Below are 15,181 nucleotides of genomic sequence, written 5' to 3'. Positions count from 1 at the left end.
ACACCATCGACCCCACCAAAACCTACTGGCGCAACACGCAGAAAGAGCCCGGCCGATGGCCGAGCTCTTCCTCCAACTAGTCGCCTATGTCGCGACTCACACGTCGCCTATGTCGCGACTCAACACATCGGTGGCGAGTGAGGGATTCGAACCCCCGAATGCAGTGCAGTCTGATTTACAGTCAGATCCCTTTGGCCGCTTGGGTAACTCGCCGTTGCGCGCCCGTCCGACTTCGACAGCCAACCGGGGGCACGAGTCATAATCATACCCGGATGCGGCGGGCCGGAGAAATCGAGTGGTCAGCTGCCGTGCACGCCCTTCTCCCCCTCGCGCAGCGACTCCGGCGTACGCAGCAGACCACCCTCGGCACGGACGGTCGCCGCGGCGACATCCATCGCGCGCTCGAGCAGGGCGAGCCAGCCCTTTCGGTCGGTCGGGGTCCCGTCGACCAGCCCGGCCGCCACGGCGGCGAGCGTCGCGTCGCCGGCACCGACGGTGTCGACGACGCGCCCCGGGAGCGACGAGATCGGTGCGTGCACGGCCCCGGCATGCGACTCCAGCGTTGCGCCGTCGGCACCGGCCGTGGCGAGCACCGCGCTGATGCCGAACCCCCGCAGGCGCTCGCGCAGCGCGTCGAGGTCGCCGTCGTAGAGCAGCGCCGCGTCGTCACCGCCGACCTTCACGATCTCGGCATCCGCGGCAACCCGCTCGAAGCCGCGCACGAACTCCGTCCGGTCACTGAGCATCCCCGACCGCGGGTTCGGATCGATCGCGAGCCGCGCGCCGGCGACGGCATCCACCAGTGCGTCCACCTCGGCCGGCACGTCGAAGGGGAAGCAGCTCACCGCGACGAGCGCGGCATCGGCGATCGCGGTGCGCGCCTCGTCGGAATATCGGATGCTGCGCCGCTGCGCCGCCTCGTTGAACAGGTACACGGGCTCGCCGTTGGCGGCCCGTTGCACGATCGCGCGCGACGAACCGAGGGGCGCCTCGCTCTCGATCAGACGCACGTCGTGATCGCTGAGGTACTCGCGGATGTGCGCGCCCGCCTCGTCGTCGCCCACCATGGCGATCAGCGTCGTCGGCACGCCCAACCGCCGCAGACCGACGGCCACGTTCAGGGCGGCGCCGCCGACCAGTTCGCGGACGCCACCGGCATCGTGGATCTCGTCGATGAGAGCATCGCCGATCACGACGACGGACGCGGAGGAATCAGTGCTCATTCCGCCGACACTACCGGTCACCACCCGCCCCGTGCGGCGGCATGTCCGCCTGCCGCCCGAGACCCGGGGCGGTACGGTGAGCGCATGAACGGACGACTCGCCGCCGGTGCGGCTGCCCTGGTGCTCCTCGTCGCCGTCACCGGCTGCGGAGCGGACACGCCCGCCGGGTCCGACGCGAAACCCTCGCCCTCGGCATCCAGCGCCTCACCCGACGAGACCGCCTCCCCCACACCCACCCCGACGCCCACGGCCGACGCCGTCGAACTGCCGACCGACTGCCGCGCGATCCTCTCCGAGGACGTCCTCTCGCAGCTCGGCGAGACGCCGTTGAACGACGCCGCGTTCGGCCCGTCCGGTGTCGGCGAAGACGGCACCCTCACCTGCATTTGGCGCGACCCGCGTGCCGACACCAGCGGTCTCGTCACCACCATCTCGCGCATGAACCGTGGCCCGGCCCTAGACATGCTCAACGCACTCGTCGCGAACGAGGGCTTCTCGTGCTTCACCCCCGACGGCGGCACGCGCTGCGAGAAGACCTGGCAGAACGAGCAGTACCCCGTGACCGACGGTCGGACGCTGTTCTGGCGCGACGACATCCTCATCGACACCCGGTACTCGAACCTCGCGCCGACCGGCTACACCTCGAGCATCATCGCGCACCTCTTCGACTGACGCGCCGCACGCACGAAGAAGGCCCCGGGCTGATGCCCGGGGCCTTCTCAGTCACTCAGTACCTCAGTTGTAGGTACCGGGGGTGATGTCGTCCGTCGAGAACGCGTCGAAGTCGACGTAGCCGAAGTCGCCGTCGGCGTACGCCCCGTCGGATGCGAAGATCCGGTTCGGGTAGCGCTCGCTCTTGGCCTCCTCGGTGGCCTCGACCGTGACGTCGCGGTACTTCGAGAGACCGGTTCCGGCGGGGATGAGCTTTCCGATGATGACGTTCTCCTTGAGACCGACCAGCGGGTCGCGCTTGCCCTCCATGGCGGCCTGCGTGAGCACGCGGGTCGTCTCCTGGAAGGACGCGGCCGACAGCCACGACTCGGTCGCGAGCGACGCCTTCGTGATACCCATCAGCTCCGGACGACCCGACGCGGGGCGCTTGCCCTCTGCCACGGCCTCGCGGTTGATCGACTGGTAGCGCTTGAGGTCGACCATCTCACCCGGCAGCAGGGTCGTGTCGGCGTGATCGACGACGGTGACCTTGCGGAGCATCTGGCGGACGATGACCTCGATGTGCTTGTCGTGGATCGGCACACCCTGCGAGCGGTAGACGCCCTGGACGCCGCCGACGAGGTAACGCTGCACCTCGCGGGCACCCATGACGCGCATGACCTCCTTGGGGTCGAGCGTGCCGACCTGCAGGGGCTGACCGACCGTGACGTGCTGGCCGTCCTCGACGAGGAGGGTCGCACGCTTCAGCACCGGGTAGACGACGGGCTCGTCGCCGTTGTCGGGCGTCAGGATGACCTTCTTGGCCTTGTCGGTCTCGTCGATCGTGATGCGGCCGTCGGCCTCGGCGATCGGCGACGCACCCTTGGGGGTACGGGCCTCGAAGAGCTCCTGCACACGCGGCAGACCCTGGGTGATGTCATCCGCCGATGCCGAACCACCGGTGTGGAACGTACGCATCGTCAGCTGGGTACCGGGCTCACCGATCGACTGGGCCGCGATGATGCCGACGGCCTCGCCGATGTCGACGGTCTTGCCCGTCGCCAGCGAACGGCCGTAGCACTGCGCGCAGACACCCACGGCGGAGTCGCAGGTCAGGACCGAGCGGACCTTGATGGTCTCGACACCGGCGGCGACCAGCTTGTCGATGAGCACGTCGCCCACGTCGTCACCGGCAGCGGCGAGGACCTCGCCCTTGCTGTCGACGACGTCGGACGCCAGGGTACGGGCGAACACCGAGTTCTCGACGTTCGCGTCGCGCACCAGCTCGCCCGCGGCGTTCGGAGCGGCGATCGGGAGCTCGAGGCCCTTCGACGTGCCGCAGTCCTCTTCGCGGATGATGACGTCCTGCGAGACGTCCACCAGACGACGGGTCAGGTAACCCGAGTCGGCGGTACGCAGAGCGGTGTCGGCGAGACCCTTACGGGTACCGTGCGTCGCGATGAAGTACTCCGCCACCGACAGACCCTCGCGGTACGAGGAGATGATCGGACGGGGGATGATCTCACCCTTGGGGTTGTTCACGAGACCGCGCATACCGGCGATGTTCCGGATCTGCAGCCAGTTACCACGAGCACCCGACGACACCATGCGGTTGATGGTGTTGTCCTGCGGGAAGTGCGCCTTCATCGCAGCCTGGACCTCGTCGGTCGCCTCGGTCCAGATCTTGATGAGCTCCTGACGACGCTCGGCGTCGGTCGTGAGGCCCTTCTCGTACTGCGACTGGACCTTCGCGGCCTGCTTCTCGTAGCCGGCGACGATCTCCGCCTTGTTCGGCGGGGTGAGGATGTCGCTGAGCGCGACGGTCACACCCGAGCGCGTGGCCCAGTAGAAACCGGCGTCCTTGATGCGGTCCAGCGTCGCCGCCGTCTCGACCTTGGGGTACTCCTCGGCCAGCTTGTTGACGATCTGCGACAGCTTGCCCTTGTCGGCCTGCTCGCGGACGAAGGGGTAGCCCTTCGGCAGCGCGTCGTTGAAGATCGCCTGACCGAGCGACGCGTCGACCAGACCGTGCTTCTCGTAGCCCTCGGGAGCCTCGCCCTCAAGGAAGGCCAGACCCGGGATGCGGATGCGGACCTTCGCCTGCAGGTCGAGCGTGCCCTCGTCGTACGCCAGCTGCGCCTCGCCCACGGAGCCGAACGCGCGACCCTCACCGGCTGCGCCCTCCTTGACCGTGGTCAGGTGGTGCAGACCGATGATCATGTCCTGCGAAGGCAGGGTGACCGGGCGGCCGTCGGACGGCTTCAGGATGTTGTTCGACGCGAGCATCAGCACGCGGGCCTCGGCCTGAGCCTCGACCGACAGCGGCAGGTGCACGGCCATCTGGTCACCGTCGAAGTCGGCGTTGAACGCCGCGCAGACGAGCGGGTGCAGCTGGATGGCCTTGCCCTCGACGAGCTGCGGCTCGAACGCCTGGATGCCGAGGCGGTGCAGCGTGGGCGCACGGTTCAGCAGCACGGGGCGCTCGCGGATGATCTCCTCGAGCACGTCCCAGACCTCGGGACGGGTGCGCTCGACGGCGCGCTTCGCAGCCTTGATGTTCTGCGAGTGACCGAGGTCGATCAGACGCTTGATGACGAACGGCTTGAAGAGCTCGAGAGCCATCTGCTTGGGCAGACCGCACTGGTGCAGCTTCAGCTGCGGGCCGACGACGATGACCGAACGGCCAGAGTAGTCGACGCGCTTGCCGAGCAGGTTCTGACGGAAGCGACCCTGCTTGCCCTTCAGCATGTCGCTGAGGGACTTCAGGGCGCGGTTGCCGGTACCGGTGACGGGACGACCGCGGCGGCCGTTGTCGAACAGCGCGTCGACGGCCTCCTGCAGCATCCGCTTCTCGTTGTTGACGATGATCTCGGGAGCGCCGAGGTCGATCAGACGACGAAGACGGTTGTTGCGGTTGATCACACGACGGTAGAGGTCGTTCAGGTCGGAGGTCGCGAAGCGGCCACCGTCGAGCTGCACCATCGGGCGCAGCTCCGGCGGGATCACCGGCACGACGTCGAGGACCATAGCGGCCGGGCTCATGCCGGTCTCCAGGAACGAGTTGACGACCTTGAGGCGCTTGATCGCACGGATCTTGCGCTGGCCCTTGCCCTCGGAGATCTGCAGGTGCAGGCTCTCCGCCTCGGCGGCCAGGTCGAACGACTGCAGACGACGCTGGATCGACTCCGCGCCCATGTAGGCCTCGAAGTACTGACCGAAGCGGTCCTGCAGCTCGTGGAAGACGTCGTCCTCGGGGCGGAGTGCGCCGACCTCGAGCGTGCGGAAGTCCTCCCACACGCGCTCGAGCTTGGCGATCGCCTCGTCGGCACCCTTGCGGATGAGCGACATCTCCTTCTCGGCGGCGTCCTTGACCTTCTTCTTCTGGTCGGCCTTGGCACCCTCCGCCTCGAGAGCGGCGAGCTCCTCCTCCAGCTTGGCCAGACGCTCCGCGATCTTCGAGTCGCGGCGGTCGCCGAGCGTCTTCAGCTCGAGACGGATGTTGTTCTCCTGCGTGCCCAGGTCGCGGTGACGAGCTTCCTCGTCGACCGAGATGACCATGTAGGCGGCGAAGTAGATGACCTTCTCGAGGTCCTTCGGCGCCATGTCGAGCAGGTAGCCGAGGCGCGAGGGCACGCCCTTGAAGTACCAGATGTGGGTGACGGGTGCGGCGAGCTCGATGTGGCCCATGCGCTCACGACGGACGGAGGACTTGGTGACCTCCACGCCGCAGCGCTCGCAGACGATGCCCTTGAAGCGGACGCGCTTGTACTTTCCACAGGCGCACTCCCAGTCGCGGGAGGGGCCGAAGATCTGCTCCCCGAAGAGGCCGTCCTTCTCCGGCTTCAGGGTGCGGTAGTTGATGGTCTCAGGCTTCTTGACCTCGCCGTACGACCACGCGCGGATGTGGTCAGCGGTGGCCAGGCCGATGCGAAGCTCATCGAAGGTTGTTGCGTCGAGCACTAGTTCTCCTGTGTCGGAATTCTTTTGAGAAATCGGGCTTCGGCGGGCTCAGCGGCGATGCGGCGCTGAGCCCGTCGAGGCGTTTAGATCTCGTCGATCGAGGCGGCCTCGAAGCGGCTGGAGATGTTGATTCCGAGCTCTTCCGCTGCGCGGAAGGCCTCGTCGTCGGTGTCGCGGAGGTTGACAGCCGTGCCGTCGGCCGAGAGGACCTCGACGTTCAGGCAGAGCGACTGCATCTCCTTCATGAGCACCTTGAAGGACTCGGGGATGCCGGGCTCCTGGATGTTCTCGCCCTTGACGATCGCCTCGTACACCTTGACGCGGCCGAGGATGTCGTCGGACTTGATCGTGAGGAGCTCCTGGAGCGCGTATGCCGCACCGTAGGCCTCGAGGGCCCACACCTCCATCTCACCGAAGCGCTGACCACCGAACTGCGCCTTACCACCGAGCGGCTGCTGGGTGATCATCGAGTACGGGCCGGTCGAACGCGCGTGGATCTTGTCGTCGACCAGGTGGTGCAGCTTCAGGATGTACATGTAGCCCACCGAGATCGGCGCGGGGAACGGCTCGCCGGAGCGACCGTCGAACAGCTGCGTCTTTCCGCTCGAGTCGATCAGGCGCACACCGTCGCGCGTCGGGAGCGTCGAGTCGAGGAGACCGGAGATCTCCTCCTCGCTCGCACCGTCGAACACCGGGGTGGCGACCTTGGTGCCCGGTGCCGCCTCGAGCGCCTGCTCGGGCAGCTTGACGGCCCACTCGGGGGTGCCCTCGACCTTCCAGCCCTGCTTCGCGATCCACCCGAGGTGGGTCTCGAGGACCTGGCCGAAGTTCATTCGACCGGGGATGCCGAGCGGGTTGAGGACGATGTCGACCGGGGTTCCGTCGGCGAGGAACGGCATGTCCTCGATCGGCAGGATCTTCGCGATGACACCCTTGTTGCCGTGACGGCCGGCGAGCTTGTCACCCTCGGTGATCTTGCGCTTCTGGGCGATGTAGACCACGACGCGGCGGTTCACGCCGGAGCCGAGCTCGTCGTCGCCGTCCTCGGCGTTGAACTCCTTGACGGCGATGATCGTGCCCTGCTCACCGTGGGGCACCTTCAGGGAGGTGTCACGGACCTCGCGGCTCTTCTCGTTGAAGATCGCGCGGAGCAGGCGCTCCTCGGCCGACAGCTCGGTCTCGCCCTTCGGCGTGACCTTGCCGACGAGGATGTCGCCGGGGCGGACCTCGGCGCCGATGCGGATGATGCCGCGCTCGTCGAGGTCCTTCAGGAGCTCGGGGCTGACGTTGGGGAGGTCACGGGTGATCTCCTCCTTGCCGAGCTTCGTGTCGCGGGCGTCGACCTCGTACTCCTCGATGTGGATCGAGGAGAGGGTGTCGTCCTTCACCAGATCCTGGCTGAGGATGATGGCGTCCTCGAAGTTGTAGCCCTCCCACGTCATGAACGCGACGAGGAGGTTCTTGCCGAGGGCCAGCTCGCCGTTCTCGGTGGCGGGGCCATCGGCGATGACCTCTCCGACCTCGACGCGCTCACCGGCGCTGACGACGACCTTCTGGTTGTACGACGTGCCCTGGTTCGAGCGGTCGAACTTGCGCAGGTGGTACTCCTGCGTGCCGCCCTCGTCGAGCATGACGACGACGCGGTCGGCGGAGACCTCGGAGACGACACCGGCCTTCTCGGCGGTGATCACGTCACCGGCGTCGATGGCGGTGTAGCCCTCCATACCGGTTCCGACGAGCGGCGAGTCGCTGCGCAGCAGCGGCACGGCCTGACGCTGCATGTTGGCGCCCATGAGCGCGCGCTGCGCGTCGTCGTGCTCGAGGAACGGCACGAGCGAGGTCGCGACCGACACCATCTGGCGCGGCGAGACGTCGATGTAGCCGATCTCCTCCGGCAGGAAGAGGTCGACCTCACCGCTGCCGCCCTTGGGGCGTGCGAGCACGTGGCTCTCGCGGAAGCGACCCTTCGCATCGAGCGGCGCGTTGGCCTGCGCGATGTTGAAGTCGACCTCCTCGGATGCCGTGAGGTAGTCGATCTGCTCGGTGACGACACCGTCGACGACCTTGCGGTACGGCGTCTCGATGAAGCCGAACGAGTTGATGCGCGCGAAGGTCGCGAGAGCGCCGATCAGACCGATGTTCGGGCCTTCCGGGGTCTCGATCGGGCACATGCGGCCGTAGTGCGAGGGGTGGACGTCACGGACCTCGACGCCGGCGCGGTCACGGCTCAGACCACCGGGGCCGAGAGCCGAGAGACGGCGCTTGTTGGTCAGACCCGCGAGCGGGTTGTTCTGGTCCATGAACTGCGACAGCTGAGAGGTTCCGAAGAACTCCTTGATCGCGGCGACGACGGGGCGCACGTTGATCAGGGTCTGCGGCGTGATCGCCTCGATGTCCTGCGTGGTCATGCGCTCGCGGACGACGCGCTCCATGCGGGACAGACCGGTGCGGACCTGGTTCTGGATCAGCTCGCCGACCGCGCGGATGCGACGGTTGCCGAAGTTGTCGATGTCGTCGGTCGCGATGCGGATCTCGGCCTGCTTGCCCGAGCGGATGCCGTCGAACGACTCGACACCGGCGTGGATGCGGACCAGGTACTTGATCGTCGCGACGATGTCTTCGACCGTGAGCACCGAGTCGGTGAGCGGGGCGTCGAGACCGAGCTTGTGGTTGATCTTGTACCGGCCGACCTTCGCCAGGTCGTAGCGCTTCGGGTTGAAGTAGAAGTTGTCGAGGAGCGCGCGAGCGGCCTCGGCGGCCACCTGCTCGCCCGGACGCAGCTTGCGGTAGATGTCGCGCAGCGCGTCTTCCTTGGTGACGATGGTGTCCTTCGCCAGGGTCTCCTCGATCGAGGGGAAGCCGGCGAACTCGGCGAGGATCTCCTCGCTCGACATGCCCAGGGCCTTGAGGAAGACGGTGACCGACTGCTTGCGCTTGCGGTCGATGCGGACGCCGACCTGATCGCGCTTGTCGATCTCGAACTCGAGCCATGCACCGCGGCTCGGGATCACGCGCGCCGACACGATGTCCTTATCGGACGTCTTGTCGGGGGTCTTGTCGAAGTAGACACCGGGCGAGCGCACGAGCTGCGACACGACGACGCGCTCGGAGCCGTTGATGATGAACGTGCCCTTGTCGGTCTGCAGCGGGAAGTCGCCCATGAAGACCGTCTGAGTCTTGATCTCACCGGTGAGGTGGTTCATGAACTCGGCCTCGACGTACAGCGGGGCGGCGTAGGTCTTGCCGCGCTCCTTGCACTCCTCGATCGAGTACTTCTCGGGCTCGAGGTACGGGTTCGTGAACGAGAGCTGCATCGTCTCGCCGAGGTCCTCGATCGGGGAGATCTCCTCGAAGATCTCGCCGAGTCCGGAGACCTCGTTGACGTCGGTGCGACCGGCCTGCTTGGCCTCTTCGACACGCGCCTTCCAGGCGTCGTTGCCGACGAGCCAACCGAAGGACTCGGTCTGCAGGGCGAGAAGGTCGGGGACCGTCAGCGTGTCGGAGATCTTGGCGAACGAGAGGCGGGATGCTCCGCGTCCGTTCTTGGTGGTGGTGGATGTGGATGCGTTGCGAGCAGCAGCCAAGGGAATAACCTCCGTGAGCCCCGCAGGGCTTCTCGATTCCTTTGTCGTCAGGTGGAGTTGCGCGCTCAGAAGCTCAACGGATGCCGACCACCATATGAGGGCACGGAGAAGCGAGCGCAACTACCAACTATAGACGCGATTGTGCGACATGGCAAGCTCAATCCTTGACCAATTCCGGATGCTGCGGTAAAAGCATCCGGAACCGGTCAGGATCCAGTCGTCAGGAGGCGATGTTCAGCTCGTTCCCCGGGATCGAGGCGAGCAGACGCCGGGTGTACGGGTCCCGAGGGTTCGTGAAGATCTCTTCCGAGGAGGCGGCCTCCACGAGCACCCCGTCCTTCATCACGCACACGTAGTCGCTGATCAGGCGGACCACCGCGAGGTCGTGCGAGATGAACAGGTAGCTCAGGCCGTACTCGCGCTGCAGGTCGCCGAGCAGCGTGAGGATCTGGTCCTGCACCAGCACGTCGAGAGCCGACACCGGCTCGTCGCACACGATGAGGTCGGGTGACAGGGCGAGCGCCCTGGCGACCGCGACGCGCTGGCGCTGCCCGCCGGACAGCTCTGACGGGTAGCGCGTGAGCATCGACTGCGGCAGCGCCACGTCGTCGAGCAACTGCCGCACGCGCTTGCGGCGATCCGCTCCGCTCCCCCGCCGATAGAAGTCCAGCGGCTCGGAGATGAGTCGCTCGATCGTGAACATCGGGTTCAGGCTCGAGTACGGATCCTGGAAGATCGGCTGCACCCGCTGGCGGAAGTCCTTCGTCTCCGCCCTGCTGAGCGACGACACGTCCTTGCCCTCGAAGCGGATGAGACCGCTGGTCGGCTCGATGATCTTCAGCAGCATCCGCGCGGTCGTGGTCTTGCCCGACCCCGACTCCCCCACGATCGCCACCGTCTCGCCGCGCGGGATCGCGAGCGACACGTCGTTCACCGCGACGAAGTCGTCCTTCTGCCCGCGCACCGGATACACCTTGGTGAGGTTCTCGATCTCGACGATGTTGTCGGCGGGGCCGCGTTTCGTCTCGTCGCTGCGCTCCTCGCTCAACGACCGATCGATCTCCGAACGGTCGGCGACCTCGAACGCCTCCGGGCGCAGCCGTGCGGCGGCGACGGACGGCGCCGCCTTCACGAGCGACTGTGTGTACGGATGCTGCGGAGCCTCGAGGATCTGCCTGGCCGGCCCCTGCTCCACCACGCGACCGCGGTGCATCACGACGACGCGCTCCGCGCGCTCCGCCGCGAGGCCCAGGTCGTGCGTGATGAGCAGCACGGCGGTGCCGAGCTCGCGCGTCATCGCGCCGATCTGGTCGAGGATCGTCTGCTGCACGGTGACGTCGAGCGCGCTCGTCGGCTCGTCGGCGATGAGCAGACGCGGCTTGCAGGCCAGGCCGATCGCGATGAGTGCTCGCTGCCGCATACCGCCCGAGAACTCGTGCGGGTACTGCTTGGCCCGGCGCTCGGGGTCGGGCAGACCGGCGGCGCTCAGCGCCTCGACCACCTTCTCCTGCACGTTCTGCCGGGTGGCGAGGCCGTGCGCGAGCAGCGTCTCGGCGACCTGCGTGCCGATCTTCGCGACCGGGTTGAGGTTCGACATCGGGTCCTGCGGGACCATGCCGATATCGCGACCCCTGATCGTGCGCAGCTCGTTCTCCGAGGCGTGCGCGATCTCGCGGCCGTCGAGACGGATGCTGCCGGCGGCCACGCGGCCTCCGCCCGCGAGCAGGCCGATGATCGCCATGGCGGTCGTCGACTTGCCCGATCCCGACTCGCCGACGATCGCGACGGTCTCGCCGGGCGCGATCTCGAGGTCCACCCCCTCCACCGCGTGCACGACGCCGTCCATGGTGGCGAAGTCGACGGCGAGGCCTTCGACCGACAGCAGCGGAGCGCTCGGCATCCGATTCTCCTTGTTCCGTTCCATGACGCCTTCGTCGTTCATCGCGCCCTCGTCCTCGGGTCCATGGCCTCGCGCAGCGCCTCACCGAACAGGGTGAAGCCGAGCGCGGTGACCGCGATGCAGATACCGGGGAGGAAGGCCAGCCACGGCGCGATCGCCAGCTCGTCCTGCGCGTAGGTCAGCATGCGTCCCCACTCGGCCGTCTCGGGGCGTCCGCCGCCGAGTCCGAGGAACGACAGGGCGGCGGCGTCGATCACGGCGGTCGCGAGCGTCAGGGTTCCCTGCACGATCACCGGGCCGATCGCGTTGGGCAGCACGTGCGACATCGTGATGCGGCCTCGGCCGAGACCCAGGGTCTGCGCCGAGAGCACGTAGTCGCTCGACCGCTGCTGCAGCATCGAGGCGCGCAGCAGGCGGGCGAAGATCGGCACCTGAGAGGCTCCGATCGCGATCATGACCGCGAACGGCGTCTGTCCGAGGATCGCCGCGATCGACACCGCGAGCAGCAGGTTCGGCACCGACAGGATGATGTCGACGACGCGCATGATGACCGTGTCGACCCAGCCGCCGAACGTGCCTGCGATGAGTCCGAGCAGCATTCCGCCGACGAGACCCAGCGCGGTCGAGACCACGCCGACGAGCAGCGAGGCCTGAGCACCCCAGATGAGCTTCGACAGCACGTCGCCGCCGAAGCGGTCGAGCCCGAGCGGGAACCCCGGCAGTTCGCCCGGCCCGGGGATGTACGTCGGGGTGATGTTCTTCGCGCCGGGCAGTGCCGTCTCGGGGTAGGGCGCCAAGACGGGCGCGAGAGCCGCGACGAGGACGAAAGCCAGCACGATGGCTGCTCCGATCCACGCCGTCGGGTTGCGACGCAGGCGACGGAAGACGTCGCGCCAGAAGCCGCCGGGGCCTTCCTTGATGCCGGCCTGGGCCACCGCGACGGTGTCGACGACCTCGCCGCCGGCGGCCGAGGGGCCCTGGGCGGGCGGGAGTGAGATGCTCACGACACCGCCTCCTCTCGGTGGGTGTTCGGGTGGGTCACGCCGGTCATCACTGCACCCGCACTCTCGGATCGATCAGGCTGTACGACACGTCGACCGCCAGGTTGATGAGGGCGTACGCGATGGCGATGAAGATGATGAACCCCTGCAGCACCGGGAAGTCCCTCGTGAAGATCGCTCTCGCCAGGAACGAGCCGATACCCGGGAAGGCGAACACGGTCTCGGTGAGCACGGCCCCCGAGATCAGAAGACCGGTCTGGAGACCGATCGTCGTGATGACCGGCAGCATCGCGTTGCGGAGGATGAACCGGTTGCGCAGGGTCGTCGACCCGACGCCCTTCGCGCGGCCGGTGCGCACGAAGTCGGCGTTCTGCACCTCGAGCACGCTGGCCCTCGTGATGCGGACGATGATCGCGAGCGGGATGGTCCCCAGCGCGAGCGCGGGGAGGATCAGATGCAGGATGGCGTCCCACGATGCGTCGAACTCGCCGGTGATGATGCCGTCCCACACGTAGAACCCGGTGACGTGGGTCGCGTCGATGCGCGGATCCTGCCGGCCGTCGGACGGCAGCCAGCCGAGCTGCACCGCGAACACGTACTTGAGGATGAAGGCGAGGAAGAACACCGGGATGGTGATGCCGACGAGGCTCAGCACGACCGAGGCGTGGTCGGTGAACTTGCCGTGCCGGCGGGCGGCCCAGTACCCGAGCGGGATGCCGACACCCACCGCGAAGATGAGAGCCGTGACGCTCAGCTCGATCGTCGCGGGGAACCGCCGGAAGAACTCCTCCATCACGGGCCGGTTCGTCTGGATCGACGTCCCGAAGTCTCCCTGCAAGAGGCGGGAGACCCAGACGAAGTACTGCTCGAGGATCGGTCTGTCGAATCCGTAGAGCTTGTTGACTCGCTCGATGGCCTCGGGGGTCGCCTTCTCGCCGAGAAGCGCGACGGCCGGGCCGCCGGGCAGGGCCCTCACCCAGGCGAACAGCAGGATGCTGAGGCCGATCAGGGTGGGGATGAGGAACAGCAGTCGCCTGCCGATGGTGCGCAGCACGAGAACTCCTATCATCGGCCGACGATCCGGCCGCCGAGCGAGGGCTGCTCGCTCGACGGCCGGTCGTCAGGCCGGTGGCCGTTACTTGGTGAGGACGATGTCCGTGAAGACCTCGTCGTTCACCGGGCTGGCCGGGTAGCTCTCGACGCGCGGGTCGAACGCGAGCGTGGGCGCCGGGTGCGCGAGCGGCACACCCGGGATGAACTGCGCCACCATCTCGTTGATGTCCTCGTACAGCGCCGTCTGCTCGTCGAGGTTGGCGACGCCGCGCGCCTCGGTGAGCTTCTGGAACAGCTCGGGGTTGTCGAAACCCCACTCCGAGCTCTGCTGACCGAAGAACACGCCGACGAAGTTGTCGGTGTCGTTGTAGTCGCCGGTCCAGCCGAGCAGGTGGATGCCGTGGTCGGACGTGCCTGTGGTGCGGTCGAGGTACTCGACCCACTCCTCCGAGACGGGCGTGGTCTGCACGCCGACCTCGGAGAGCTGCGACGACAGCACCGTGAAGATCTGCTCGGGGTCCGGCATGTACGGACGCGAGACGTTGACCGGGTAGTTGAAGTCGAGCGACAGGGGGTTCGCCTCGCTGTAGCCGGCCTCGGCGAGCAGCTGCTTCGCCTTCTCGGGGTCGTAGTCATAGGTCGTGACGTCGGCGTTGTAGCCGTTGACGGTGTCGGGCACGAACTCGATCGCCTTCTCGGTGCCCTCCGGGAGCACCTGGCTGATCAGGGCGTCCTTGTCGATCGCGTACGACAGCGCCTCACGGACCTTGGGGTCCTGAAGCTCCGGGATCGCCTGGTTGAACGCCAGGTAGAGGATCGTGAACGGCGGGCGCGAGACCATCGTGAAGCCGTCGTCCTCGAGGGCTTTCGTGTCGGCGGGGCCGACGAGGTCGTAGCCGTCGATCGAGCCGGACTCGAGAGCCTGACGGCGGGCCGTCGGGTCGTCGATGGTGCGGAAGATGATCTCGTCGACCTGGCCCGCCTCGCCCCAGTAGTCGCCGTAGGCCTTGAGCGTGACCTGCTCGCCCGGAGCCCACTCCTCGAACTGGTAGGGGCCGGTGCCGACCGGGTGACCCATGGCGTACTCGGACAGCACGGGCGCCTCGGCGGTGCCGCTCACGTCGTCGGCGCCGAACTCCGACATCGCGGAGGGGCTCTGCATGCCGAACGCGGGGAGCGAGAGAGAGGCGACGAAGCCGGCGAACGGCTTGTTGAGGTCGATCGTGACCGAGTAGTCGCCGTCGGGCGTGCACGACTTGTAGACGGCGTTCGTCGGATCGGACGCGTAGCCCTTGAAGAGCTTGTTGTAGTAGTACCCCAGCGCCTCGGAGGCGGCGAGACCGGTCCAGTTGTACCAGCGGTCGAAGTTCGCGCACACCGCCTCGGCGTTGAAGGGTGTGCCGTCGTGGAAGGTCACGTCCTCCTTGAGGGTGAACGTGTGGCTCATGCCGTCTTCCGACGACTCCCACTTCTCCGCGAGGAGCGGAGCGGGGTCGGCCGTGCCGGGCTCGGTGCCGACGAGTCCCTCGAAGATCTGGCGGGAGACGCGGAAGGTCTCACCGTCCTGCGCGAACGCGGGGTCGAGGCTCGCCGGGTCGGACGACGCCGCGAAGACGAACGTGCCGTCGACGTCGCCGGATGCTCCGCCGTCGCCGTCGTCGCGCTGACTGGCGACGCATCCTGAGAGGACCAGCGCCGCGAGCGCTGCTCCGGAGACGGCGATGAGGCCTCGCCGGCGTGTGATCGAGTGGTGCATGTGAAGAATGACCTTCCCTGTGGGGCGCTGCGTTGCGCGATCGGGGAGTGTTC

8 protein-coding genes and 1 tRNA gene are annotated in these 15,181 nt (G+C 67.3%); 1 reads left to right on the top strand and 8 read right to left on the bottom strand.

The genetic code is table 11. The features are described from left to right. Nucleotides 1-131: 131 nt before the first annotated feature. A tRNA-Tyr gene (locus tag M3195_RS16260) sits at nt 132-213 on the bottom strand. Between the two features lie 86 nt (nt 214-299). Further along, entirely contained in the window at nt 300-1,223 is a 924-nt protein-coding gene (locus M3195_RS16255) for a carbohydrate kinase family protein (protein WP_251589100.1), read from the bottom strand. A gap of 84 nt (nt 1,224-1,307) precedes the next feature. Between M3195_RS16255 and M3195_RS16250 the strand changes: the two genes are divergently transcribed. Then, entirely contained in the window at nt 1,308-1,895 is a 588-nt protein-coding gene (locus M3195_RS16250) for a hypothetical protein (RefSeq protein WP_251589099.1), read from the top strand. Nucleotides 1,896-1,958: 63 nt separating this feature from the next. Here the strand turns inward: M3195_RS16250 and rpoC are convergent, their stop codons facing one another. The 6 genes from rpoC to M3195_RS16220 form a co-directional block, all read right to left on the bottom strand. Beyond that, a complete protein-coding gene (rpoC, locus tag M3195_RS16245) occupies nt 1,959-5,834 on the bottom strand; it encodes a DNA-directed RNA polymerase subunit beta' (protein ID WP_096714353.1) in 3,876 nt (1,291 codons plus the stop codon). Between the two features lie 83 nt (nt 5,835-5,917). After that, on the bottom strand, nt 5,918-9,418 hold the full coding sequence (gene rpoB / locus M3195_RS16240; protein WP_251589098.1) for a DNA-directed RNA polymerase subunit beta: 3,501 nt from the start codon (nt 9,416-9,418) through the stop codon (nt 5,918-5,920). A 220-nt stretch (nt 9,419-9,638) separates the two neighbouring features. Next, nucleotides 9,639-11,360 carry an ABC transporter ATP-binding protein gene (locus M3195_RS16235; RefSeq protein WP_251589097.1) on the bottom strand — a complete coding sequence of 574 codons (1,722 nt, stop codon included), beginning with the start codon at nt 11,358-11,360 and terminating at the stop codon, nt 9,639-9,641. After that, nucleotides 11,357-12,322, bottom strand: a complete 966-nt coding sequence (locus tag M3195_RS16230; protein WP_251589095.1) for an ABC transporter permease — start codon at nt 12,320-12,322, stop codon at nt 11,357-11,359. The genes M3195_RS16235 and M3195_RS16230 overlap by 4 nt, the downstream gene beginning before the upstream one ends. A 46-nt stretch (nt 12,323-12,368) precedes the next feature. Continuing rightward, nucleotides 12,369-13,373, bottom strand: coding sequence for an ABC transporter permease (locus tag M3195_RS16225; RefSeq protein ID WP_251589093.1), 1,005 nt, complete (start codon nt 13,371-13,373; stop codon nt 12,369-12,371). A gap of 81 nt (nt 13,374-13,454) precedes the next feature. Then, the gene (locus M3195_RS16220; protein WP_251589092.1) at nt 13,455-15,128 is read right to left on the bottom strand and encodes an ABC transporter substrate-binding protein; all 1,674 of its coding nucleotides are present in this window, start codon (nt 15,126-15,128) and stop codon (nt 13,455-13,457) included. Nucleotides 15,129-15,181 lie beyond the last annotated feature (53 nt).

Source organism: Microbacterium hydrocarbonoxydans (genome assembly GCF_023715885.1).
GTDB lineage: Bacteria > Actinomycetota > Actinomycetes > Actinomycetales > Microbacteriaceae > Microbacterium > Microbacterium hydrocarbonoxydans_C.
Note: the sequence above shows the minus strand (reverse complement) of the source record. Positions and strands in the feature narration are given on the sequence as shown.

What these genes read in the sequence shown, in the direction of transcription:
- M3195_RS16255 (WP_251589100.1), bottom strand. Translation starts at nt 1,223, where the DNA reads ATGAGCACTGATTCCTCCGCGTCCGTCGTCGTGATCGGCGATGCTCTC.
- M3195_RS16250 (WP_251589099.1), top strand. Translation starts at nt 1,308, where the DNA reads ATGAACGGACGACTCGCCGCCGGTGCGGCTGCCCTGGTGCTCCTCGTC.
- M3195_RS16235 (WP_251589097.1), bottom strand. Translation starts at nt 11,360, where the DNA reads ATGAACGACGAAGGCGTCATGGAACGGAACAAGGAGAATCGGATGCCG.
- M3195_RS16220 (WP_251589092.1), bottom strand. Translation starts at nt 15,128, where the DNA reads ATGCACCACTCGATCACACGCCGGCGAGGCCTCATCGCCGTCTCCGGA.